The following is a 20,308-nucleotide window of genomic DNA, read 5'->3' on the forward strand; positions in this document are numbered from 1 at the left end:
CGATAGCGGTGTATCAGAAGCAAAAATGCAGACTGACACTCCGTAATCGGGGGCAAGCCCCCTGCCACGGTAAGGCGGTTTTAATCAGCGCTGAACTTGAAGACAGTGTTCTGGGTATACGTCTGCCCCGGGTTCAGACGGGTCGAGGCAAACTTGGGCTGGTTAGGTGCGTCCGGAAAGTGCTGAGTCTCCAGGGTGAACCCACTCCAGTGCAGGTAGGTCTTGCCGGCCTTGCCCTTCACCGAACCGTCGAGGAAGTTGCTGGTGTAGAACTGCACGCCCGGTTCGCTGGTGTACAGCTGCAGGCGTCGGCCGGATTCGGGGTCGTGTACCTCGGCGGCCAGTTGTTTAACGTCACCCTTGTTGTCCAACGCCCAGTTGAAGTCAAAGCCGCCTTGTTTCGGCTCGGCGAATTTGAGTTGCGGATGGTCTTCCTTGATGTGCTCACCGATAGGTGTCGGTTTCAGGAAATCCATCGGCGTGCCTTTGACCGGTGCCAGTTCACCGGTAGGAATCAACGTGGCGTTCACTGGGGTGTAGTGGCTGGCGTGCAAGGTCGCGACCTGCTTGAGAATGTCGCCATTGCCCGCGCCGGCGAGGTTGAAGTAGCTGTGGTTGGTGAGGTTGAGCACCGTCGGTTTGTCGGTGCTGGCCTTGTAGTCGATGTGCAGTTCGTTCTTGTCGTTGAGGCGGTAAGTGACCTCGGTGGTCAGGTTACCGGGGAAGCCCATCTCACCGTCCTTGGACAGGTAGCTGAGCTTCACACCGACCGAGTCCTTGTCCTTGACCGATTCGGCTTTCCACACCTGCTTGTCGAAGCCCTGGGCGCCGCCATGCAGCGAGTTGGGGCCGTCGTTGAGGGGCACTTGGTAGCGCTTGCCGTCCAGTTCGAAAGCACCGCCGGCCAGGCGATTGCCGAAGCGTCCGATGGTGGCGCCGAAAAACGCGGTACCGCTCTGATAGCCTTGCACGTCGTCGAAGCCCAGCACCACGTCATCGACCTTGCCATGCTTGTCCGGCACTTTGAGCGATTGCAGCACGCCACCGTAGGTAATCACCGTGGCTTGCATACCGTGGCTGTTGCGCAGGATGTACTGTTCGACCGGCGTGCCGTCGTTGGTTTTACCGAAAGGTTTGTGCTCGCTGGACAAGCCGGTCGCCTGAGCGCCGCCACTGGCAATCAGCATCGACAGCGCCAGGCCGGAGAGCAGGTATCGAGGGTGCTTCATGATCGAACTTCCTTTTGTTGTTTTGAGTGGAATAGTTCTACTAATAGCGATATTTTGTCGTTGTGACAGCGAATTTATAGCCTTTAACCATCGTTTCGTAAAATAAAATAAGACTAATTAAGCGAGGCATCACTGTATGAGTACTGAGCACGCCGTTTACCCCGACCTCAAGGGCAAGACTGTACTGGTGTCTGGAGGTGCCTCGGGGATCGGCGAATTCATGGTGCGTGCGTTTGCCGCACAGGGCGCCAGGGTAGGTTTTGTGGACCGCGCGCAAAGCCAGGGCGAACGCCTGGCGGCGCTGTTGAGTTCACGCGGGCATGCGGTGGAGTTCGTCTGCTGTGACATTACCGACGAGATCGCCTACAAGGCCGCCATCGGTCGCTTTGAACAGTCCCTCGGCCCGATCACCGTGTTGGTCAACAACGCCGCCAACGATGTGCGCCACACCCTGGAAGAAGTCGACTCGGACACCTTCGACCGACTCATCGCGGTCAACCTCAAGCACGCGTTTTTCGCGGCCAAGGCCGTGGTGCCGATGATGAAAAGCGCAGGCGGCGGCTCGATCATCAACCTGGGTTCGGTGGGTTGGATGATGGCCTCCGCCGGTTACCCGGTATACGCCGCCAGCAAGGCCGCCGCCCACGGTATGACCCGCGCCCTGGCCCGCGAACTGGGCCCGAACCGCATCCGCGTCAACACGTTGGTGCCGGGCTGGGTGATGACCGAAAAGCAACTGGCCATGTGGGTCGATGACGCCGCCAAGGACCTGATCGCGCGCAGCCAGTGCCTGCCCGGCAGCGTACTGCCCGAACACATCGCCAATATGGCGTTGTTCCTGGCCTCCGACGCGTCGGCGATGTGTTCGGCGCAGAACTTTATTGTCGATGGCGGCTGGGTCTGAGCCGAACACCTTAAGTTCAGGCAGCCCAGATTAATGTGGGAGGGGGCTTGCCCCCTCTCACATTTGAACTGCGGCGCTTAGGCGATCGGGTAACGCTTGAACGCGGGATGCTGCTCCAAGCGCTCGGCATGCCGTTGCAGATGGGGAAACGCATCCGCCTTGACCACCGAGGCCACAGTGAACTGACTGAACGACCAGGCGACGGCGGCTGTGATCGACGCCTGGGTCAGCGCTTCGCTGTCGCCCAACTGTTTGTCCAGCAACCCATAGGCCGCGAGCAACTGCCCGCTGACGCGTTCAAGCCACGGCGCGTGCAGTTTCTCGGCCGGGCGCAAGTTGTGCTCATAAACGATCTGCACGCTTTTCTCACAAGCTGCCAGGGCCAAGCCAAGGATGTGCAGGTCGCGGGCAAGTGCGCCAGGCTTCTGGGGCAACAGCTTCCTGTCGGCAGGGGCCAGGGTTTCGAGGTATTCGAGGATCAGGCTGGAGTCCATCAACACCGTGCCATCGTCCAGCACCAGGGTCGGCGCCTTGACCACCGGGTTGATCTGCGCGAATTCATCGAAGGTGCGGAACACGGACAAGGGCTCGTGCACAAAATCCACCCCATATAACTCCAGGGAAATAGCCACGCGGCGCACGTAGGGCGAGTCCAGCATGCCGATCAGTTTCATGAAGCCTCCATTGCTGTCAGGGTGAGGGATTCAGAGATTAAGGTTCCTCGGCCGCGCCGCGCAATGGCTGATCGGCCTCCATCCACCGCTAAACAGCTCGACGGGTCGGGCCTTTATGCCGGGCTTCTGAATCCCTGGCGGCTGGCGCCCGGCGGTTGCCCGGTGATGCGTTTGTAGGCGCGGCTGAAAGCGGCCTGTGAGGTATAGCCGAGGCGGTACGCCACTTCCTCGATGGGCAGGCGCTCCAGGGTCAGCCACTGGCTGGCCAGGCGCATGCGCAGCTCGGTCACGTAACGCAGCGGTGGCACCCCCAGGGTAGCCTGGAAACGATCGGCGAACACCGAGCGCGAGGTATGACAGTGCGCCGCCAGTTCGGCCACGCTCCAGTCGCGGCCCGGTTGCTGGTGCAGGGCGAGCAGGGCGCCCGCCAGGCGGTTGTCGCGCAAGGCGGCCGCCAGGCCCGACGCGTTGGCGCAAGCGCATTCGACCCAGCCGCGCACGATCATCGCCGCCACCACATCGGCCAGACGCGCCAGGATGCCGGCATACCCGACGCGCGCGCTGGAGACTTCGCGTTCCATCACCGCCAGGATCGGCATCAGGCCGGGGTAACGCTGGCCTCCCGCATCGATCAGCATCAAGGCCGGCATCAGGTTGCCCAGGCCCTGGATACTGTCGAGTTCGAACTCCATGCAGGCGCTGAACAGCAGGGTATTGGCAGGCTCGTCGGGCGAGGCGTTCACGGCACACACGGTATCGCCCAGCGGGGCGGCGTCGAAGCTGGCGATGTCCTGCACGGGGTCAGCCGGGTTGGATAACAGCGCATGCGCGCCACCGTGGGCGATAAACACCGCGTTTCCCGCCGATAGCTCAAAGAGGCTGCCGTCTTCCATTCGCAAGGTCGCGCAGCCGGCAGCCAGGAAATGGAAATACGCATGGCCCGGCTTGGCCGCAAAGCCGATGCCGAACACCGGCCCGGCCTGGATGCGCCGGTACTGCACGCCGCGCAGGCGCATGCTGCGCAGCAGTTCGTTGATCAGTTCGGAAGACAGCGTGAATGCAGTGTCGGTTGGCATGCTCGGGGTTTCAGTCAAAAACTCAAGGGTTTGAATCATAGATCATCCAGGTAGTGAAACCTAGACTGGCCGTCACGCTAATACCTGAGGATGGTTTGTGATGAATGATTGTGTGTGCCATGCCCCTGCCCATGACAGGGTCGAGCCGACCACCCCGGCCTGGATGGCGGTGTTTTCCCTGGCGATGGGCGTGTTCGGCCTGCTCACGGCCGAATACCTGCCGGCCAGCCTGCTGACACCGATGGCCCTGGACCTGGGCGTATCGGAAGCGCTGGCCGGCCAAGCGGTCACGGTCACGGCGGTGGTGGCCTTGTTCGCCGGGTTGCTGGTGCCCGGCCTGACGCGCGGCATCGACCGGCGCCTGGTGCTGTTGGGGTTCTCCACGCTGATGATTGCGTCCAACCTGCTGGTGGCGTTCTCGTCCAGCCTCGTGGTGCTGTTGTTGATGCGCATCCTGCTGGGCATTGCCCTTGGCGGTTTCTGGAGCATGGCGGCGGCCGTTGCCATGCGCCTGGTGCCGGCGGCGTCGCTGCCACGGGCGCTGTCGATTATCTTCAGCGGCATTGCAGTGGGTACCGTCGTCGCGGTGCCGCTGGGCAGCTACCTCGGCGGCCTGTATGGCTGGCGCAGCGCCTTCGTGGCTGCGGCCGCCGTCGGCGTGGTGACTCTGGCGTTCCAGCTGTTCACGCTGCCGCGCCTGGCACCCAGCGGCACCGCGCGGCTGCGCACCGTGCTGGACGTACTGCTGCGCCCCGGCATTGCCATTGGCATGTTCGGCTGCGTGCTGGTGCACACCGGGCACTTCGCGCTGTTTACCTACATTCGTCCGTTTCTGGAAAGCACCACCGGGGTCGGTACTGAATGCCTGGCCCTGATGCTGCTGGGGTTCGGCGCGGCGAATTTTGTCGGCACGCTGTTGGCCGGCTGGTGGCTGGTGCGCAACCCGCGCGGCACGTTGGTGTTGATGCCGGCATTGGTGGGGGCGGCGGCGTTGGCCCTGGTGTTGCTGCCCGCGTCGCTGCCGGGCCAGGCATTACTCCTGGCGTTGTGGGGCATGGCGTTTGGCGGCGTGCCGGTGGCGTGGTCGAACTGGGTGGCTCGTGCAGTGCCCGATCAGGCGGAAAGTGCCGGTGGCATGGTGGTGGCGTCGGTGCAATCGGCCATCGCGGCGGGTGCGGCCGGCGGGGGCGCGATGTTCAGTGCCACGGGCATCGACGGAGTGTTCCTGGGCGCAGGCTGCCTGATGCTGCTGGCGGCACTGTTGATCGCGCTGCGTGTGCAGGTGCCTCGGCATACGTCGGCAGGGAGTGTGACGCACGCCCGGTCTTTGGTTTAGTCTGAAGCGCTCAGCTGTTCGCAAACGCCTCTGGAGTAGTAAGCATGACCGATTACGTACCCCCTAAAGTCTGGACCTGGGACACCGAAAGCGGCGGCACCTTCGCCAGCATCAACCGGCCGATTGCCGGCCCCACACACGACAAGGCGCTGCCGGTTGGCAAGCATCCGTTGCAGCTGTACTCCCTGGCCACGCCCAATGGGCAGAAGGTCACGATCCTGCTCGAAGAACTGCTGGCCCTGGGGCACACCGGTGCGGAATACGATGCCTGGTTGATCAAGATCGGCGACGGCGACCAGTTCGGCAGTGGCTTTGTTGACGTCAACCCGAACTCGAAAATCCCGGCCCTGATGGACCACAGCGGCGCCACGCCGATTCGGGTGTTCGAGTCCGGCGCGATCCTGCAGTACCTGGCCGAGAAATTCGGCGCGTTCTTCCCCACCGAACCGGCGGCCCGCGCAGAGTGTTTGTCATGGTTGTTCTGGCAGATGGGCAGCGCGCCGTACCTGGGCGGTGGTTTCGGGCATTTCTATGCGTATGCGCCAAGCAAGATGGAATACCCGATCAATCGCTTTGCCATGGAGACCAAGCGCCAGCTGGATGTGCTGGATAAGCGCCTGGCCGTGAGCGAGTACATTGCCGGGGACGAATACACCATCGCCGACATCGCCATCTGGCCCTGGTACGGTGGGTTGGTCAAAGGCCGCTTGTATGGGGCGGCCGAGTTTCTGGCGGTGCACGAGTACCCGCACGTACAGCGCTGGGCCGAGGCGATTGAAGCACGCCCGGCAGTGCAGCGTGGGCGGCGGGTGAACCGGATCTCGGGCGAGCCCCATGAGCAGTTGGCTGAGCGGCATGACGCAAGTGATCTGGATTGAACCGCCGATGATCGTTCCCACGCTCTGCGTGGAAACGCCTCCTGGGACGCTCTGCGTCCCGCCGGCCGCTGCAAGTCTTGGCGGCTGCGCACAGGTGACGCGGAGCGTCACGGGCTGCATTCCCACGCGGGAGCGTGGGAACGATCTTTGATAGCGGTGGATCAGTCACAGATGTATCAACTGACCCACCCTTATCGGGGGCAAGCCTCCTCCAACATTGTCTAACCGTGCTTCAGGCAGTTGATAGAGCGATCCACCGTGGTCTTGATCGTTCCCACGCTCTGAACTGACCCCCAAAGGTTGGACACAACCTTTGGGGGCGTCATGGGTAAGTACACAGAGCAAGCAAAACTCGCAGCCGTGCAGGACTATTGTTCCGGTAGCGCGGGTTTGAGGGATGTTGCACACCGTCACAATGTGGACTTTTCATCCCTTCGTCAGTGGGTCTCGGCCTATCAAGTGCATGGCGTTGCTGGACTTAAAGAGAAAAAGCTGCAGCGCTATAGCAACGACTTCAAACTGTCTGTTTTGAACCGTATGCGTGAGGAACAGCTGTCCTATCGGCAGACGGCGGCCTTGTTCGACATCCGTAAGTTCGACATCATCGGCCTCTGGGAACGCCGCTTTGATGAGGGCGGTTTTGATGCCCTTACCAAGCAGCCTAATAGAGCCGGACGTCCGAAAAAAATGCCGACCACCATTTCTCCTGTTCAACCCAGCTCAACCGATGACGAATCGCGCTCACGCGATGATTTGCTTGCCGAGGTGAAGCAGTTGCGGATGGAAAACGACTACCTAAAAAAGCTCGATGCCTTGGTTCAGGAGAAGAAACGAATAGCGCAGCAGAAAAAGCGCAAATCGTAATAGGACTGAGGCCGCTGCACTCTCTCGAAAGCCTGCTGAAATTTGCCGGTTTGGCACGCAGCACCTTTTACTATCAGCAAAAGGCGCTGCAAGCGGCTGATAAGTACGCAGAGCTGAAAGACAAGATTCGCTCGACGTTCGACGAGCACAAGGGCCGGTATGGCTATCGCCGCATAACGGCTGCTGTACGGAGCGCTGGTCATCTCGTCAATCACAAGACTGTTCAGCGACTGATGGCGCAGCTTCAGCTCAAGAGCTTGGTGCGGGTGAAGAAATACCGGGCCTACAAGGGAGAGGTAGGCAAGGCAGCGCCTAATCTTTTGAAGCGTGAGTTCGAAGCTCCGTCACCCAATCAAAAGTGGGTAACCGACGTTACAGAGTTCAAAGTTGGAGGTCAGAAGCTTTATCTGTCTCCCGTTTTGGATCTGTACAACGGCGAAATCATTTCCTACGAGGTTGCCAGAAGACCGTTGTTCGATATGGTCGGGAAGATGCTCAAAGGTGCATTCAAGCGGCTTCAGCCGCATGAAAAACCGGTTTTGCACTCAGACCAGGGCTGGCAGTATCGAATGCCCATTTACCTGCGGGCTCTCAAAAAATGCTCCGTTACGCCGAGCATGTCGCGCAAGGGTAACTGCTATGACAACGCGGCCATGGAGAGTTTCTTCGGCACACTGAAGTCCGAATTTTTTTATCTGAAAAAATTTAACGACCTGGATGAGCTTCACGCAGGCATCGACGAGTACATCCAGTATTACAATCACTCGCGTATCAGACTGAAGCTAAACGGCCTGAGTCCTGTTGAATACAGAATTCAGGCCGCTCAGGCATAGATAGAAAATCGTCCAACTTTGTGGGGTCAGTTCACTCTGCGTGGAAACGCCTCCTGGGACGCTCTGCGTCCCGCCGGCCGCTGCAAGTCTTGGCGGCTGCGCACAGGTGACGCAGAGCGTCACGGGCTGCATTCCCACGCGGGAGCGTGGGAACGATCTTTGATAGCGGTGGATCAGTCACAGATGTATCAACTGACCCACCCTCATCGGGGGCAAGCCTCCTCCCACAGGAGATTTATGCAGGTTTTAGAACGAGTTATATCAACTCAGCAGCCCGGTGCTGACCGCCACGATCAGGAACACCCCCAGCAGCGCGCGGTAGATCACGAAGGGCCAGGTGGAGAACCGCTCCAGGAATTTCATCAGGCCCCAGATGGCAAAGAACGCCGAGATGCTGGCAACCACCAGGCCGAACAGCAGATGTGGCCAGGCGTGGGCGGGCAGGTCGGCGTGCAACAACACCCACAGCTCCTTCAAGCCGGCAAGGGCGATGGCGGGTAACCCCAGCAGGAAGGAAAAGCGTGCGGCTTCTTCGCGTTTGAAGTTGAGGAACAGCGCGGCGGTCAAGGTAGAACCGGAACGTGATACGCCTGGAATCAAAGCGCCAATCTGTGCGACGCCCACGATCAACGCATCACGCAGGCGCATCTGGCTGACCTCGCGGGTATGCCGCGCACGCAACTCGGCCACCGCCAGCAACACCGCCATGACGACGCAGGAAATACCAATCACCATCAACCCGCGCAATGGTGAGTTGCAGGTATTCAGTGTCGACGACAAGGCCAGGCCGGCAATCCCTATCGGGATGGTCGCCAATACAATCGCCACGGCCAGCTTGAACCATTGATCGTTATAGTCACCCCGGCGCACCGCATTGATGCTGCCCGTGGTCACCTGGCGTACATCGCGCCAGAAATAACTCACCACCGCTGCCAGCGCCGCGAGCTGCATGGCTGCCGAAAATGCCGAGCCGGGGTCCTGCCAGCCGAGCAGGGCGGGTATTACGCGCATATGGGCGGTGGAGGAGACCGGCAACAGTTCAGTAATGCCCTGGATCACGCCCAGGATGAAGATCTGCAGGTAATCCAGGGAGGCGAAGCCCACATCCAGGCCGGCGGTACAGACGTTGCTCAAAGTGCGTGTCCTTGAAAAAGTGGCGAACCGGCGAAGTTTATTCGAAATGTTTCAAGAATTCGGCCGAGGCCATGGCTAACTGCAATCCGTTCAGCCAGTAGAAAGGTTCGCCGCGCTCTTGGCCGCTGCCGGTGTTTTGTGAACAATGGCGCCCTGTTTTTTCTGATCGAGCGCCCCATGCCTGAAACCACCGTGGAATGATCCAGACCGGCCCCGAAGAAGCCGAGCTGATCCGCAATCTCTACCAGTACTACGCCTATGAGTCCTCGGACTGGGAACAGGAAGATGTCGAGGCCGACGGCCGCTTCTACATCCACGACGAACACCTGGCCCGCTACTGGCAAGACCCGCAATGGAGCGCCAACCTGCTGCTGGTCGACGGCTATATCGCCGGCTTCCTGCTGATCGAAGGGTGTGAGTTACCGGGCATCGAGGCCCTGGAACTGGCCGACCTGTTTATCCTCAAGCGCTACCGCCGCAAAGGCATCGGGCGCGCCATTGCCACCCAGGTGCTGTGCAGCGGCGAGGCGGATTGGCTGGTGCGGTTTTATGATCAGGACGAAGTGTCCCAGGCGTTCTGGCGCGTGGTGCTGGATAACCTGCCGCGTCCGGTGCAAGCCCTGGAGCTGGCGGATGATCCGCAGTTGATGAGTTACCGGGTTACGCGGGCGGTGCTGCATTAAACGTTTGTTGCATCGCCTGCGGCGGCTGTCCGAACGCCCTTAGAAATGCCTGGCGCATGCGCTCGCGATCACCGAAGCCGGTCTCGCGCGCCACCACTTCCACCGGGTGCCGGCTGGTTTCCATCATTGCCCGGGCGGCTTCCACCCGCAGAGCTTCGATGGCCTTGGCCGGGGTTTGCCCGGTTTCCTCGCGGAATACCCGACTGAACTGACGCGGGCTCAACCGTGCAACCTCGGCCAACGCCTCCACGGACAGGTCGTGGGTCAGGTTCTCGCGGGCGTAGGCCAGGGCCAGTTGCACGCGGTCGGATTTGGGGTCCAGTTCCAGCAGCGCCGACAATTGCGACTGCTCGCTGCCACGGCGCTGGGCGATCACCAGCTTGCGTGCGATGCGCCGGGCGAGGTCGACGCCCAGGTCGTTCTCCACCATGGCCAGGGCCATGTCGACGCCGGCGCTCATGCCGGCGCCGGTCCAGACCTGGCCGTCCACTACAAACAGTTTGTCGTCTTCCAGGCGGATGTCCGGGTAGCGTTTGCGAAAGGCCGGCGCGTGAATCCAGTGCGTGGTGGTGCGCTTGCCCGCCAGCAGGCCGGCCTCGGCCAGCACGAAGATGCCCATGCACAGCGAGGCCACGCGCCGCGATTGCGCGGACGCGGCCTTGACCATGTCCAGCAGATTGGCCTCCGGCAGACGGAATTCCAGGTAACCGCTGACGATCAGCGTGTCGTAGCCCTGTGCCCGAATCGGCGAGGTATTTACCGAAAACCCCTGGGAGGTCATCACCGCGCCGCCGCTTTCCGATACCAGATGAAACTCATAGGCCGGCTCGCCGCGCAGCAGGTTCGCGCACTCGAACACCGAGCCCAGGCTGAGGCTCAGGGACTGGAAGTTCGGGTAAACCATCAGCGCAACGCTGTGCATCGTTATTTCTCCAAGGGGCGCGGGAGGTGGGATTGTCGGCGTGTGCCGGGTAAACGGCAACTGGCGCAGCGCTATGTCCGAAATCCTTGCGGATCTGACATTGTGAGCCGCCGGCCCGCCTCCTACCATGGCTCCACGCACTAGACGACTGGTCTAATCGCAAGGAGCCAAGCATGCACAACCCAAGTAAAAGCGCGCGCCGCACGATTCTGGAGACCGCGCAAGCGATCGTTGGCCGTAAGGGTTTTTCCGCGGTTGGGCTCAATGAAATCCTGCAGAGCGCCGACGTGCCCAAAGGCTCGTTCTACCACTACTTCGGTTCCAAGGACGCGTTCGGCGTGGTGTTGCTCGACACCTACTTCGACCACTACGTGCACGGCATGCAGCAGTTATTCGACCAGCCGGGGCTTAGCCAGCACGCCAAATTGATGCGCTATTGGCAAGCCTGGATCGACAACCAGACCGGCTGCACCGATGCGGGCAAATGCCTTGCGGTCAAACTCGGCGCCGAGGTGTCAGACCTGTCAGAACCGATGCGCCTGGCGTTGCAACGTGGCACGTCACGCACCATCGCGTTGCTGGCGGTGGCGCTGCAACGCGGGATTGACGACGGCTCCCTGAGTTTCACACAGCCCCCGCAGCACCTGGCCCAGCGTCTTTATGCGCTGTGGTTGGGCAGCAGCGTCATGAGCAAGATCACCCGTACACCGGCGCCGTTCGACGAGGCGCTCTGGCTGACCCAACAGCTGTTGGGCGGCCCCGAACACACCGATAACCACACCGATCGAGGCACTGGAAAATGAAAGTATTAATGGTACTGACCTCCCACGACCAGCTCGGCGATACCGGGCGCAAGACCGGCTTCTGGCTCGAAGAGTTTGCCGCGCCGTATTACGTGTTCAAGGACGCCGGCGCCGAGCTGGTGCTCGCATCCCCAGCCGGTGGCCAGCCGCCGCTGGACCCGGTCAGCGATGCGCCGGATGCACAAACCGAGCAGACCCGCCGCTTCGCCGCCGACCCCGCCGCCCAACAGGCGCTGGCCAACACGGTCAAGCTGGACTCGGTCAATGCCGCCGACTTCGACACGGTGTTCTACCCAGGCGGCCACGGCCCGCTGTGGGACCTGGCGGAGTCGCCGACCTCCATCGCGCTGATCGAGGCCTTCGAGCGCGCCGGCAAGCCCATCGGGTTCGTCTGCCATGCGCCGGGTGCGTTGCGCCACGTCAAGGCAGTCAATGGCGAGCCGCTGGTCAAGGGGCGTCGCGTCACCGGTTTCTCCAACTCCGAAGAAGCTGCCGTGGGCTTGACCGAGGTGGTGCCGTTCCTGATTGAAGATGATTTCAAGAAGCTCGGCGGCCGTTACGAGAAGGGGGCCGACTGGTCATCCTTCGTGCTTGAAGACGGCCTGTTGATCACCGGCCAGAACCCGGCCAGCTCCGCCGATGTGGCCAAGGCCCTGCTGAAACTCACCGCTTAAGTTAACCCCCCCTCACGCTGTATTCATTGGCGACTCCAACGAGTCGCCAATGCTTGTGTTCGCCTTGAATTTGGAATATCGCAATGACTGACAGTCTCTTGAACACCCCGGTAAAGCTCGGGCATCACACGTTGAACAACCGCGTCGTGCTGCCGCCCCTGACCCGCCAGCGCAGCGCGCAACCCGGCGACATTCCCACCGCGCTGATGGCCGAATATTACCGCCAGCGTGCCGGCGCCGGATTCATGGTCAGCGAAGGCACCCAGATCGAACCACGCGGCCAGGGCTATGCGTGGACGCCGGGTATCTACTCACCGGCCCAGATCGATGGTTGGCGCAAGGTGACCGATGCGGTGCATGCCGACGGCGGGGTGATCTTCGCCCAACTGTGGCATGTGGGGCGTGTGTCCCATAACGCCTTGCAGCCGGACGGTGCGGCTCCGGTGGCCCCGTCCGCGCTGCCGGCCTTGCAGGCCAAAGCCTTTATCGAAACCGCGCCGGGCGTCGGCGAGCTGAAGCAACCGCCGGTGCCGCGCGCCTTGAGCGTGCTGGAAATCGAAGCGTTGGTCGGCCAGTACGCCCAGGCTGCGCGCAACGCGCTGGATGCCGGTTTTGATGGGGTGGAGATCCACTCGGCCAACGGTTACCTGGTCAACCAGTTCATCTCGGCCCATTCCAACACCCGTGACGACGAATACGGCGGTTCGCTGCACAACCGCCTGCGCTTCCTGCGCGAGATCGTCGAAGCAGTGTGCAAAGTCGTCGGCCCGCAACGCCTGGGCGTGCGTTTTTCGCCACTGTTCAGCGGCACCGATCAAGACCGTGTGTACATCGGCCTGGTGGAAGAAGATCCGCATCACACCTACATCGAAGCGATCAAGGTGCTGGAAGAGTCGGGGATTGCCTACGTGTCCATCGCCGAAGCCGACTGGGACAACGCGCCGGACCTGCCTGACACGTTTCGTGAGGCGGTGCGCAGCACCTTCAGCGGCCGCATCATCTACGCCGGGCGCTACACCGCCGAACGCGGCGAGCGCCTGGTGCAGGCGGGGCTGGTGGATTTGATTGCGTTCGGGCGGCCATTCATTGCCAACCCGGACCTGCCCCAGCGCCTGTTCAATGGCTGGCCGCTGAACCCGTTGCGGGAGGAGGGGATGTACGGTGGCGGTGAGGCGGGCTATATCGACTATCCCACCTATTGCGAATAATCACGCAATCAATGTGGGAGGGGGCAAGCCCCCTCGCACATTGATTTGTAGTGTTTTTGAATCAGGCGACCTGCAACACGATCTTGCCGATATGATCGCCGCCTTCCATCCGCGCATGGGCCTGGGCGGCGTCGGTGTAGGGGTAGACCTTGTCGATGATCGGCAGGCAACGCCCGGCGCTCAGGACCGGCCAGATGTATTCACGCAGTTGGTCGGCAATGGCGGCTTTTTCGGCCCCGGTGCGCGCGCGCAGCAGCGAGCCGGTGATCACCGCGCGCTTGCTGAGGATGCTCAGCAGGTCGACATCATGGGCCTTGCCGCCGCCAAGGAAACCGAGCATCACCAGGTGCCCGTCCATGGCCAGTGACTTGAGGTTATTGTTCAGGTACGAGGCGCCCATGATGTCCAGGATCACATCCACGCCATGGCCGTCGGTCTGCTCGGCGATGACGTCGGCAAAGTCCTGTTCGCGATAGTTGATCGGTTCGCCGCCGAGTGTGGCGATGGCCGCGCATTTATCGGCGCTGCCGGCGGTGGCGAAGGCGTGGATGCCGAACTCGCGGCACAGCATCAGCGCGGTGGTGCCGATGCCGCTGGTGCCGCCGTGGATCAGCACACGCTGGCCGGTGTGGGCGTCGCCCAGGCCGAACAGATTGGCCCAGACGGTAAAAAAGGTTTCCGGTACGGCGGCGGCCTGGATCCAGTCCATGCCTTCGGGGATCGGCAAGGCCTGGCCGGCCGGCACGGCGCAGAACTGCGCATAACCGCCGCCGTTGGTCAGGGCACAGACCCTGTCGCCCAAGGCGTATTCGGTCACGCCGTCACCCAGGGCGGCCACTTCACCGGCCACTTCCAGGCCTGGGAGCGGATTCATGCCGGGTTTCATCGGGTACTTGCCGGCGCGTTGCAGGGCATCGGGGCGGTTGACCCCGGCCGCGTGCACGCGAATCAGGATCTCGCCGGGGCCAGCCACCGGCACCGCCGCCTGGCGTGGTTGCAGCACCTCGGGGCCTCCGGGGGTGGTGATTTCGATAAGGGTCATTTCGGTGGGAAGCGTCATTTGAAGTTACCTGCAACGATGAGCGTATGGGTTGGGACCGCATCAGACGGTTTGCGGTTCAGCAGGAGCATGCCTAGTTCCAGCAGCAACGCGATCACAATGGCGCCGGCGGCGATCGTGAACAGCACTGCATGTTGACCGCCGCTGGCGTTGAACAGCGCGGAATAGGCAAACCCTGCGACCGCCTGGAACGTCGCGAAGGACACCGTAGCACGGCTCCACGCTACCTGTTGTTGGTGATGAGTGGGGACCAGTTCGTGAACCCGCGCCAGCGCCAGCGGCACGATACCCGGCGGGAATGAGCCGAGGATCACGGCCAGTACGGCCAGCGCCGTGAACGAACTGGAGACGGCCAGCAAGCCGACGGCAATCGCCTGCACTGCCAGCACCAGGCGGATACTCACCCGAGCACCGAGCTTGTCGGCCAGGAAACCGTACGTGACCGGTCCCACAATCGAGCCCAGGCCGTACATCACCCAGATCATCGCACCTATATGGGCCCCGGCGCCCAGCCCTCGGGCGACGTAATCCACCAGAAAGACCATGGCCGGTACCAGGCCCGCGGCCATAAAAGCGTATTGAGCAAACAACAGGTACACCCCCGGCGGCGTTGGCACCGCCGTGGCCGATTGCGCCGGGGCTTCGTACAGCGTGCCTGTGGGCCAGGCAAACCAGCTGGCGGCGGTCAGCCCCAGCGCCAGCAGACCCAGGCCGAACCAGGTCTGTTGCAGGCCCAGGCTCAACAGGGGCGGCACCAGGGTGCCGGAACCGGCGATGCCCAGCCCGATACCGAGGAAAATCGCACCACTGGCCACGCCTCGACGCGCGGCCGGAACATGGGGCAACACGGTCGCCGCCACCAGCACCATGATTGCGCCACCGGCGATCCCCGACAGCAGGCGCCAGATGAAGAACCACACCACCGACAGCGGGAAGCCGCAGGCAAAAAACGCCAGGGTCACCGCCACCATCATGCCGCGCAGCGCCGTCGTGTTCGAGGTGTGCCGGGCGAGGGGCCGCCCGATCAGCGCGCCGACCAGGTAACCCACAAGATTGGCCGCACCGAGGTACACCACGTCATTGGCGCTGAACCAGTGCGCCTGGATCAGCGACGGAATCAGCGGCGTGTAGGCAAACCGCGCGAGGCCGATACTGACCAGGCTGGCACACAGGCCGGAGAAAATCGCCAGCCATGAAGGGCTGTGGGAGGGAAGGTGAGTGTCGAGCATGATGACAATCCTGGGTATTTTGTCCGGCGCCCAGCATATCCAGATTTATCGATGCAATAATGCAGCGATTACACGTCATAATGATGCATATATGCAGCATGGGAGCGCACATGAATTGGGATGATGCACGCGTGTTCCTCGCGGTCTGCCGTGAGTCGACCCTTCGCGCAGCCGCGCGGGTACTGGGTGTCGACCAGGCCACGGTGGGGCGCCGGGTCAATGCCCTGGAAAAATCCCTGGGTGCAACCCTGTTCCTGCGCACCTCGCAAGGCTATGCCCTGACCGCCGTTGGCGAGGCCGCCTTGCACTCGGTGGAAAAAATGGAGCGCTCGGCCCTGGAGCTGGAGCGTCAGATCCAGGGCCTGGATGATCGCCTGACCGGCACCGTGCGGGTCAGCACCACCGACTCCCTGGCGATCGATTTCCTGATCCCGGCGATTGCGCGGCTGCACGACCGGCACCCGGATGTGCGCGTGCAGCTGGACGCGTCTACCCAGCTCCTGAGCCTGGCCAAACGTGAAACCGATATCGCCGTGCGCAACACGCGTCCGGACAACCCCGACCTGATCGCTCGTCGCATTGCACGCTGGCCGGTGGGGCTGTTTGCTTCCCAGGCTTATATCGATCGTCATGGCTCGCCGCAGCCGGGCGGCCTGTTTGAAGGGCATGACCTGGTGGTCTATCAACCGTACCTGCACAGCCAGAAAGACATGACCCTGGTCTGCGAACCCCTGGGCCGTGGGCGCATCGTCGCGTCCCTGAGTTCCAGCCTGCTGGTACGTCGCTCCATCGCCGCCGGGATCGGCATCGGCGAGATCCCCATCCTCACCGGCGAGCGCGACGGGCTGGTGCGGTTGTGGCCGGAGCGCACCCGGCCGCTGCCCTACGATGTCTGGCTGGTGACCCACGCCGACCTGCGTCACACCGCGCGCGTGCGGGCGGTGATCGATGAAATTGTCGTGGGGTTTGCGGGAACGGGAGACTAGTCAGCACAGGCTTGCAAGCGTGCGTGCAGCGCTGCCCGGACAATGGATGGCGCTAGAGGCCATCCAACAGGGAGCACGCATGAACGAATCAAAATGTCAGGATTTGGGGCTGTTGTTTTTGCGCGGCAGCGGGGCGCTGTTCCTGCTGTGGGTGCATGGTTTGCCCAAACTGCTCGACTACAGCGGGCAATTGAAGCTGATCGAAGACCCGTTTCACCTGGGGGGGCAGGTCACTTTGCTGCTGGCGATTTTTGCCGAGGTGCTGTGCCCGCTGCTGATCATTGCCGGCGTGCTGGTGCGCCTGGCGTGCCTGCCGATCCTGGCGGTGCTGTTGATCGCCATGGTGGTGGTGCATCCGGAGTGGACGTTGTTTGAGGGGCAGTTCGGTTGGCTGCTGCTGGTCATTTTTTCCAGCGTGCTGATCGCAGGGCCTGGGCGCTTGGTGCTGAGCCGGCGTTTTCCCTGAGCAAAAAAACGGCCGGGCAAGCCCGGCCAAAATAAGGAGAGGGTGATTCACGGGTGATGATCGCTTGCACGCAGAACGTGCAAGCGATCATCAGGTGCGGGTGTTTCAGCGATTCAGGAAGGCCAACAGGTCTTCGTTCAACTGCTGGGTATGGGTGGCCGCGAAGCCGTGAGGTGCATCCTTGTACACCTTCAATTCAGCGCCCTTGATCATCTCGGCCGCCACCTTGCCGGTGGTTTCGAACGGCACGATCTGGTCGCCGTCGCCGTGGATCACCAGGGTCGGTACATCGATCTTGGCCATGTCCGGGCGGAAGTCGGTTTCGGAGAACGCGGTGACGCAGTCGACCGTTGCCTTGAGGGAGGCCAGCAGGGCGATTTGCAAGGTCTGGGTCTGCACGCCTGCGGATACGCTCTGGCCCTTGTTGAGGCCATAAAACGGCGTATTGAAATCGCTGATGAATTGCGCGCGATCCTTGAGCAGTTCGGCTTTGAAACCGGCGAACACGTCGAGCGGTACGCCCTGCGGGTAATCGGATTGCTGGCCGAAGATCGGCGTCACGGCGCCCAGCAACACCAGGCCGGCCACCCGTGCGCTGCCGTGGCGTGCGATGTAGCGCGCGACGTCTCCGCCACCCATGGAGAAACCCACCAGGGTCACGTCCTTGAGGTCCAGGTGCTCGATCAACTGCGCGATGTCGTCGGCAAAGGTGTCGTAGTCGTTGCCGGTCCACGGCTGGTCCGAACGGCCAAACCCGCGACGATCGAAGGCGATGGTGCGAAAGCCGCGGCTGCTGAGGTACTCCATCTGGTATTCCCACATGTCGGCGTCCAGCGGCCAGCCGTGGCTGAACAGCACGGGCTTGCCGCTGCCCCAATCCTTGAAGTAGATCTGGGTACCGTCTTTGGCAACGAATGTGCTCATTGAAAACTCCTTGATTGAGGGACTGAAAAACCCGCCTCACTATTGCCCGAAACCGGGCCTGGGGCTTGTACGGGTGTGCTTGCCTGGGTTCACCAGCTGAACTTGAGTTCCACCCCCAGGTAATTGCTGTCATCGCCGCCGGCGTCGCGCAAGGTACGGCCCACGGCGTAATGCACTGCCTCAACGGCGCCGGTGAGGTTCGGTGTAAACCCATAGTCGGTACGTAGCTGACCATAGGCACCGGTCCAGCGTTCACCCTGGCCTGCGGTGCCGGCGACCGGCAGATTCGGTTGCGTGTACACCGCGTCGCTGGTGGTCTGGCGCCACAGCAGACCGACGGCGGTCTGCACGCTGAGCTTGTCGATGGGCTTGACGGTGATCGACGGTTTGACGTGAATCAGGTTGCTGTAGCCCGTATAGCCGGCCAGGGAAAAGTAGTAGCCGTTGGGGAACAGCGGATTGAACGTGCCGACTGTGCCGTCCCCGGTTTTGCGGTCGCCCGAGGCGATGTCCAGTTGCAGGCCGATGCGCGGTTTCCAGGCCAGGCTGTCGAAGGTGTAGCCGGTGCGACTGCCGCCGGCCCAGGCGCGAATGTCCTTGCTGCCCACCGAGCCGCTTTGCAGCATCGCTTCGATGTCCCAGTCAAAACCCATGGCCGCGCCGCCCAGGCGTGCGTCGAACAGGTGGCGGGTCTCGTCGCCGTCTGCATCCAGATAGTGCGCGGCGCTGCGTTCATACACGCCGTAGTAGGCCGACAACTCGTTCTTGCCGCCCACCAGGCGCTCGACCCTCAGCATATGGAAGCGCGCGTCACTGTTGGACTTGTCGTCGAAATGCCGGCCGTCCTGATACTGCACCGGTTGGCTGGCGATTCCGATAAAGCGCCAGTCAGACGTCTCCCAGTCGGCCCACAACGCATCGAATGACTGACGCACATTCGGCCCGTCGCGCGATGAGATGAAGCGCTGCAGGTCGAAGGCGAAATCCTGGCGCCCCGCGCGGGCCTTGAGCGTGCCGCTGTCGAAGGTGTTGACGTACTCGGCGAACGCCAGACGCAGATCGACACGGTTCTGGTCGGCGCCGCCGACCGTGGTCTTGTCGTAGGCGCGCACGTCCTCAAGCTGGGTGAACACCCGCCAGTGCTCGTTCAGGTGCAGGTCGGCGTGGACCTGCAAGCGCTGGATCAGGTAACGATCACGGTCCACGTTCTTCACACCGAAGCCACTGGCATCGTTCATCTCGAAGCGCTCGCGCAAGGTCGCTCCCAACGACAGATAGGTGAACGGGTTGGCGCTGGACAACGGCAGGTACTTGAGATTGTCCAGCGGCTGCGTGCGCAGCGCCGGGTCCTTGAGTACCGACCAGTCTTCCTGCCAGCGATTGGCCTTGATGGTCGGGCGCATCGGCTGCTCGTCGGCGTGGACGCCGCCTACGAGCAGCGGCCACAGCACGGCCAGGCTCCAGCCTGTGCGACGAATCATTGGGCCGCGTTGAGTTGGTGGATCTCGGCGACGTAACCGCCGGGGAATTCAACCAATGCACTGCGACGGCCCTTGCTGTCGAACGTCGGCACCAGCACTTTGGCCCCTGAACCGGTGGCATTGCCCAGGGTGGCGTTCAGGTCGGCGACCTGGTAGCCGGTGGTTTCATGGCCGAAGGGGTAGGGCAGTTGACCGTTGGTAACCAGCACGGCCATGCGGCCGAACGAAGACTCGATGTCCACGCGACGGTAGGTGCCATTGCCTTGCCCTACGTCCACGCCGGGTGCCTGTTGGTTGTCGGCCAGGATTTTGCCGTGGGAAAACCCCAGGAAGGCCTTGATAAACGCATCGGCGCGGTCGGCTGACAGGTACACGCGGTTTTCCGGCACGGTCTGGAACGCCGCGTAGTCCGGAGTCTTGGTGTGCCAGTAGAGCTGCATGTTCACACCGCCCGGCCATTGCACCACCGCATCGCGCCCGATGGGGTCGGGGAAGTCGCTGACGATCACCGCCGCGCCATTTTCGCGGGCGGCCTTGAGCGCCACGTCCATATCCTTGACCAGATAGCCGTTACGTTCCTGGCCGAACGGATGCGGGATCGGCGTGGTAAAGCCGAACAGCGACACGGTGCCGGCCGGCGTCTGCAGCAATTGCGAGGTGGTGCTGCTCGGCACCGGCAACACGTTGACCACCACCTGGGGTGTACTTTTGCCGCCAAAGGTAGCGAGGAAACTCTGGGCAAACCGGTCGACATCCGCCGGAGCGACATACACGTGGCTGGTGTCGTACTGCGGGGCCACCGCTACGCTCGGTGTCGCCGCGACTGCAGTGCCCATCACCGCGCCGGCCAGCAGCGTCACTGCCAGGCTTACCCTGATTGCTCTGTTAACCATGCCTGCTCTCCGTGTTCCAGATGATCGAAAGTCGTGAGGTTAGGCGGCGTG

The 20,308-nt window shown here is 62.2% G+C and carries 19 protein-coding genes and 1 pseudogene; 10 read left to right on the plus strand and 10 right to left on the minus strand.

The window, feature by feature from the left end; all coding sequences use genetic code 11:
- Nucleotides 1–80 precede the first annotated feature (80 nt).
- A complete protein-coding gene (locus tag PSH94_RS10375; RefSeq protein WP_253506685.1) occupies nt 81–1,229 on the minus strand; it encodes an aldose epimerase family protein in 1,149 nt (382 codons plus the stop codon).
- 136 nt (nt 1,230–1,365) lie between these two features.
- Here PSH94_RS10375 and PSH94_RS10380 point away from each other — a divergent pair, with 136 nt between their 5' ends.
- Entirely contained in the window at nt 1,366–2,133 is a 768-nt protein-coding gene (locus tag PSH94_RS10380; RefSeq protein WP_181076972.1) for an SDR family NAD(P)-dependent oxidoreductase, read from the plus strand.
- A gap of 77 nt (nt 2,134–2,210) precedes the next feature.
- Here PSH94_RS10380 and PSH94_RS10385 read toward each other — a convergent pair whose 3' ends face one another.
- Both PSH94_RS10385 and PSH94_RS10390 read right to left on the minus strand, forming a co-directional pair.
- Nucleotides 2,211–2,807 carry a glutathione S-transferase family protein gene (locus PSH94_RS10385; RefSeq protein WP_253506688.1) on the minus strand — a complete coding sequence of 199 codons (597 nt, stop codon included), beginning with the start codon at nt 2,805–2,807 and terminating at the stop codon, nt 2,211–2,213.
- Nucleotides 2,808–2,920: 113 nt separating this feature from the next.
- A complete protein-coding gene (locus tag PSH94_RS10390) occupies nt 2,921–3,883 on the minus strand; it encodes an AraC family transcriptional regulator (RefSeq protein ID WP_305437371.1) in 963 nt (320 codons plus the stop codon).
- A gap of 100 nt (nt 3,884–3,983) precedes the next feature.
- Here PSH94_RS10390 and PSH94_RS10395 point away from each other — a divergent pair, with 100 nt between their 5' ends.
- The 3 genes from PSH94_RS10395 to PSH94_RS10405 all read left to right on the plus strand — a co-directional run bounded on the left by PSH94_RS10395 (nt 3,984) and on the right by PSH94_RS10405 (nt 7,794).
- Nucleotides 3,984–5,219 (plus strand): MFS transporter, encoded by a 1,236-nt coding sequence (locus PSH94_RS10395; RefSeq protein ID WP_305437372.1) that lies wholly within the window; start codon nt 3,984–3,986, stop codon nt 5,217–5,219.
- Between the two features lie 44 nt (nt 5,220–5,263).
- Complete coding sequence (yghU, locus tag PSH94_RS10400) at nt 5,264–6,097, plus strand: glutathione-dependent disulfide-bond oxidoreductase (RefSeq protein ID WP_305437374.1); 834 nt, start codon at nt 5,264–5,266, stop codon at nt 6,095–6,097.
- A 324-nt stretch (nt 6,098–6,421) separates the two neighbouring features.
- Nucleotides 6,422–7,794, plus strand: a protein-coding gene (locus tag PSH94_RS10405) for an IS3 family transposase (RefSeq protein ID WP_305437376.1) whose coding sequence is annotated in 2 segments (ribosomal slippage) — nt 6,422–6,893 and nt 6,893–7,794 — 1,374 coding nt in all. Because the reading frame shifts where the segments join, the coding sequence is not laid out codon by codon here.
- Nucleotides 7,795–8,055: 261 nt separating this feature from the next.
- Here PSH94_RS10405 and PSH94_RS10410 read toward each other — a convergent pair.
- Nucleotides 8,056–8,928, minus strand: a complete 873-nt coding sequence (locus PSH94_RS10410) for an undecaprenyl-diphosphate phosphatase (protein WP_305437378.1) — start codon at nt 8,926–8,928, stop codon at nt 8,056–8,058.
- A gap of 177 nt (nt 8,929–9,105) precedes the next feature.
- On the opposite strand from PSH94_RS10410, the pseudogene PSH94_RS10415 reads away from it, so the two are divergent.
- A pseudogene (locus PSH94_RS10415) lies at nt 9,106–9,611 on the plus strand (GNAT family N-acetyltransferase).
- Here PSH94_RS10415 and PSH94_RS10420 read toward each other — a convergent pair.
- Nucleotides 9,589–10,533, minus strand: coding sequence for a GlxA family transcriptional regulator (locus PSH94_RS10420; protein WP_253506701.1), 945 nt, complete (start codon nt 10,531–10,533; stop codon nt 9,589–9,591). The pseudogene PSH94_RS10415 and the gene PSH94_RS10420 sit on opposite strands and share 23 nt — an antisense overlap.
- 173 nt (nt 10,534–10,706) lie before the next feature.
- On the opposite strand from PSH94_RS10420, the gene PSH94_RS10425 reads away from it, so the two are divergent.
- The 3 genes from PSH94_RS10425 (at nt 10,707) to PSH94_RS10435 (ending at nt 13,218) form a co-directional block, all read left to right on the plus strand.
- Nucleotides 10,707–11,336: a TetR/AcrR family transcriptional regulator gene (locus PSH94_RS10425; RefSeq protein WP_181076986.1), complete on the plus strand. Its 630-nt coding sequence runs from the start codon at nt 10,707–10,709 to the stop codon at nt 11,334–11,336.
- Nucleotides 11,333–12,010 (plus strand): type 1 glutamine amidotransferase domain-containing protein, encoded by a 678-nt coding sequence (locus PSH94_RS10430; protein WP_181076988.1) that lies wholly within the window; start codon nt 11,333–11,335, stop codon nt 12,008–12,010. The genes PSH94_RS10425 and PSH94_RS10430 overlap by 4 nt, the downstream gene beginning before the upstream one ends.
- A gap of 83 nt (nt 12,011–12,093) precedes the next feature.
- Complete coding sequence (locus PSH94_RS10435) at nt 12,094–13,218, plus strand: alkene reductase (RefSeq protein ID WP_305437380.1); 1,125 nt, start codon at nt 12,094–12,096, stop codon at nt 13,216–13,218.
- A 61-nt stretch (nt 13,219–13,279) separates the two neighbouring features.
- On the opposite strand, the gene PSH94_RS10440 is transcribed toward PSH94_RS10435, so the two are convergent.
- On the minus strand, nt 13,280–14,278 hold the full coding sequence (locus PSH94_RS10440; RefSeq protein ID WP_305437382.1) for an NAD(P)H-quinone oxidoreductase: 999 nt from the start codon (nt 14,276–14,278) through the stop codon (nt 13,280–13,282).
- Nucleotides 14,275–15,507, minus strand: a complete 1,233-nt coding sequence (locus PSH94_RS10445) for a YbfB/YjiJ family MFS transporter (protein WP_305437384.1) — start codon at nt 15,505–15,507, stop codon at nt 14,275–14,277. Before PSH94_RS10445 ends, PSH94_RS10440 begins: the two co-directional genes overlap by 4 nt.
- A gap of 110 nt (nt 15,508–15,617) precedes the next feature.
- Between PSH94_RS10445 and PSH94_RS10450 the strand changes: the two genes are divergently transcribed.
- Entirely contained in the window at nt 15,618–16,493 is an 876-nt protein-coding gene (locus tag PSH94_RS10450; protein ID WP_253506713.1) for a LysR family transcriptional regulator, read from the plus strand.
- Between the two features lie 79 nt (nt 16,494–16,572).
- On the plus strand, nt 16,573–16,959 hold the full coding sequence (locus PSH94_RS10455) for a DoxX family protein (RefSeq protein WP_305437385.1): 387 nt from the start codon (nt 16,573–16,575) through the stop codon (nt 16,957–16,959).
- Between the two features lie 105 nt (nt 16,960–17,064).
- On the opposite strand, the gene PSH94_RS10460 is transcribed toward PSH94_RS10455, so the two are convergent.
- The 3 genes from PSH94_RS10460 to PSH94_RS10470 form a co-directional block, all read right to left on the minus strand.
- Nucleotides 17,065–17,883 carry an alpha/beta fold hydrolase gene (locus tag PSH94_RS10460; RefSeq protein ID WP_181076998.1) on the minus strand — a complete coding sequence of 273 codons (819 nt, stop codon included), beginning with the start codon at nt 17,881–17,883 and terminating at the stop codon, nt 17,065–17,067.
- Nucleotides 17,884–17,972: 89 nt separating this feature from the next.
- Nucleotides 17,973–19,364 carry an alginate export family protein gene (locus tag PSH94_RS10465; RefSeq protein WP_305437387.1) on the minus strand — a complete coding sequence of 464 codons (1,392 nt, stop codon included), beginning with the start codon at nt 19,362–19,364 and terminating at the stop codon, nt 17,973–17,975.
- Nucleotides 19,361–20,257 carry a glyoxalase gene (locus PSH94_RS10470; protein WP_305437389.1) on the minus strand — a complete coding sequence of 299 codons (897 nt, stop codon included), beginning with the start codon at nt 20,255–20,257 and terminating at the stop codon, nt 19,361–19,363. The genes PSH94_RS10465 and PSH94_RS10470 overlap by 4 nt, the downstream gene beginning before the upstream one ends.
- Between the last annotated feature and the right edge of the window lie 51 nt (nt 20,258–20,308).

Source organism: Pseudomonas sp. FP2254 (genome assembly GCF_030687695.1).
Classification (GTDB): Bacteria; Pseudomonadota; Gammaproteobacteria; order Pseudomonadales; family Pseudomonadaceae; genus Aquipseudomonas; species Aquipseudomonas quebecensis.

What these genes read in the sequence shown, in the direction of transcription:
- yghU (WP_305437374.1), top strand. Translation starts at nt 5,264, where the DNA reads ATGACCGATTACGTACCCCCTAAAGTCTGGACCTGGGACACCGAAAGC.
- PSH94_RS10445 (WP_305437384.1), bottom strand. Translation starts at nt 15,507, where the DNA reads ATGCTCGACACTCACCTTCCCTCCCACAGCCCTTCATGGCTGGCGATT.
- PSH94_RS10435 (WP_305437380.1), top strand. Translation starts at nt 12,094, where the DNA reads ATGACTGACAGTCTCTTGAACACCCCGGTAAAGCTCGGGCATCACACG.
- PSH94_RS10380 (WP_181076972.1), top strand. Translation starts at nt 1,366, where the DNA reads ATGAGTACTGAGCACGCCGTTTACCCCGACCTCAAGGGCAAGACTGTA.
- PSH94_RS10460 (WP_181076998.1), bottom strand. Translation starts at nt 17,883, where the DNA reads ATGAGCACATTCGTTGCCAAAGACGGTACCCAGATCTACTTCAAGGAT.
- PSH94_RS10395 (WP_305437372.1), top strand. Translation starts at nt 3,984, where the DNA reads ATGAATGATTGTGTGTGCCATGCCCCTGCCCATGACAGGGTCGAGCCG.
- PSH94_RS10470 (WP_305437389.1), bottom strand. Translation starts at nt 20,257, where the DNA reads ATGGTTAACAGAGCAATCAGGGTAAGCCTGGCAGTGACGCTGCTGGCC.
- PSH94_RS10375 (WP_253506685.1), bottom strand. Translation starts at nt 1,229, where the DNA reads ATGAAGCACCCTCGATACCTGCTCTCCGGCCTGGCGCTGTCGATGCTG.
- PSH94_RS10465 (WP_305437387.1), bottom strand. Translation starts at nt 19,364, where the DNA reads ATGATTCGTCGCACAGGCTGGAGCCTGGCCGTGCTGTGGCCGCTGCTC.
- PSH94_RS10390 (WP_305437371.1), bottom strand. Translation starts at nt 3,883, where the DNA reads ATGCCAACCGACACTGCATTCACGCTGTCTTCCGAACTGATCAACGAA.
- PSH94_RS10450 (WP_253506713.1), top strand. Translation starts at nt 15,618, where the DNA reads ATGAATTGGGATGATGCACGCGTGTTCCTCGCGGTCTGCCGTGAGTCG.
- PSH94_RS10385 (WP_253506688.1), bottom strand. Translation starts at nt 2,807, where the DNA reads ATGAAACTGATCGGCATGCTGGACTCGCCCTACGTGCGCCGCGTGGCT.
- PSH94_RS10430 (WP_181076988.1), top strand. Translation starts at nt 11,333, where the DNA reads ATGAAAGTATTAATGGTACTGACCTCCCACGACCAGCTCGGCGATACC.
- PSH94_RS10455 (WP_305437385.1), top strand. Translation starts at nt 16,573, where the DNA reads ATGAACGAATCAAAATGTCAGGATTTGGGGCTGTTGTTTTTGCGCGGC.
- PSH94_RS10425 (WP_181076986.1), top strand. Translation starts at nt 10,707, where the DNA reads ATGCACAACCCAAGTAAAAGCGCGCGCCGCACGATTCTGGAGACCGCG.
- PSH94_RS10440 (WP_305437382.1), bottom strand. Translation starts at nt 14,278, where the DNA reads ATGACGCTTCCCACCGAAATGACCCTTATCGAAATCACCACCCCCGGA.
- PSH94_RS10420 (WP_253506701.1), bottom strand. Translation starts at nt 10,533, where the DNA reads ATGCACAGCGTTGCGCTGATGGTTTACCCGAACTTCCAGTCCCTGAGC.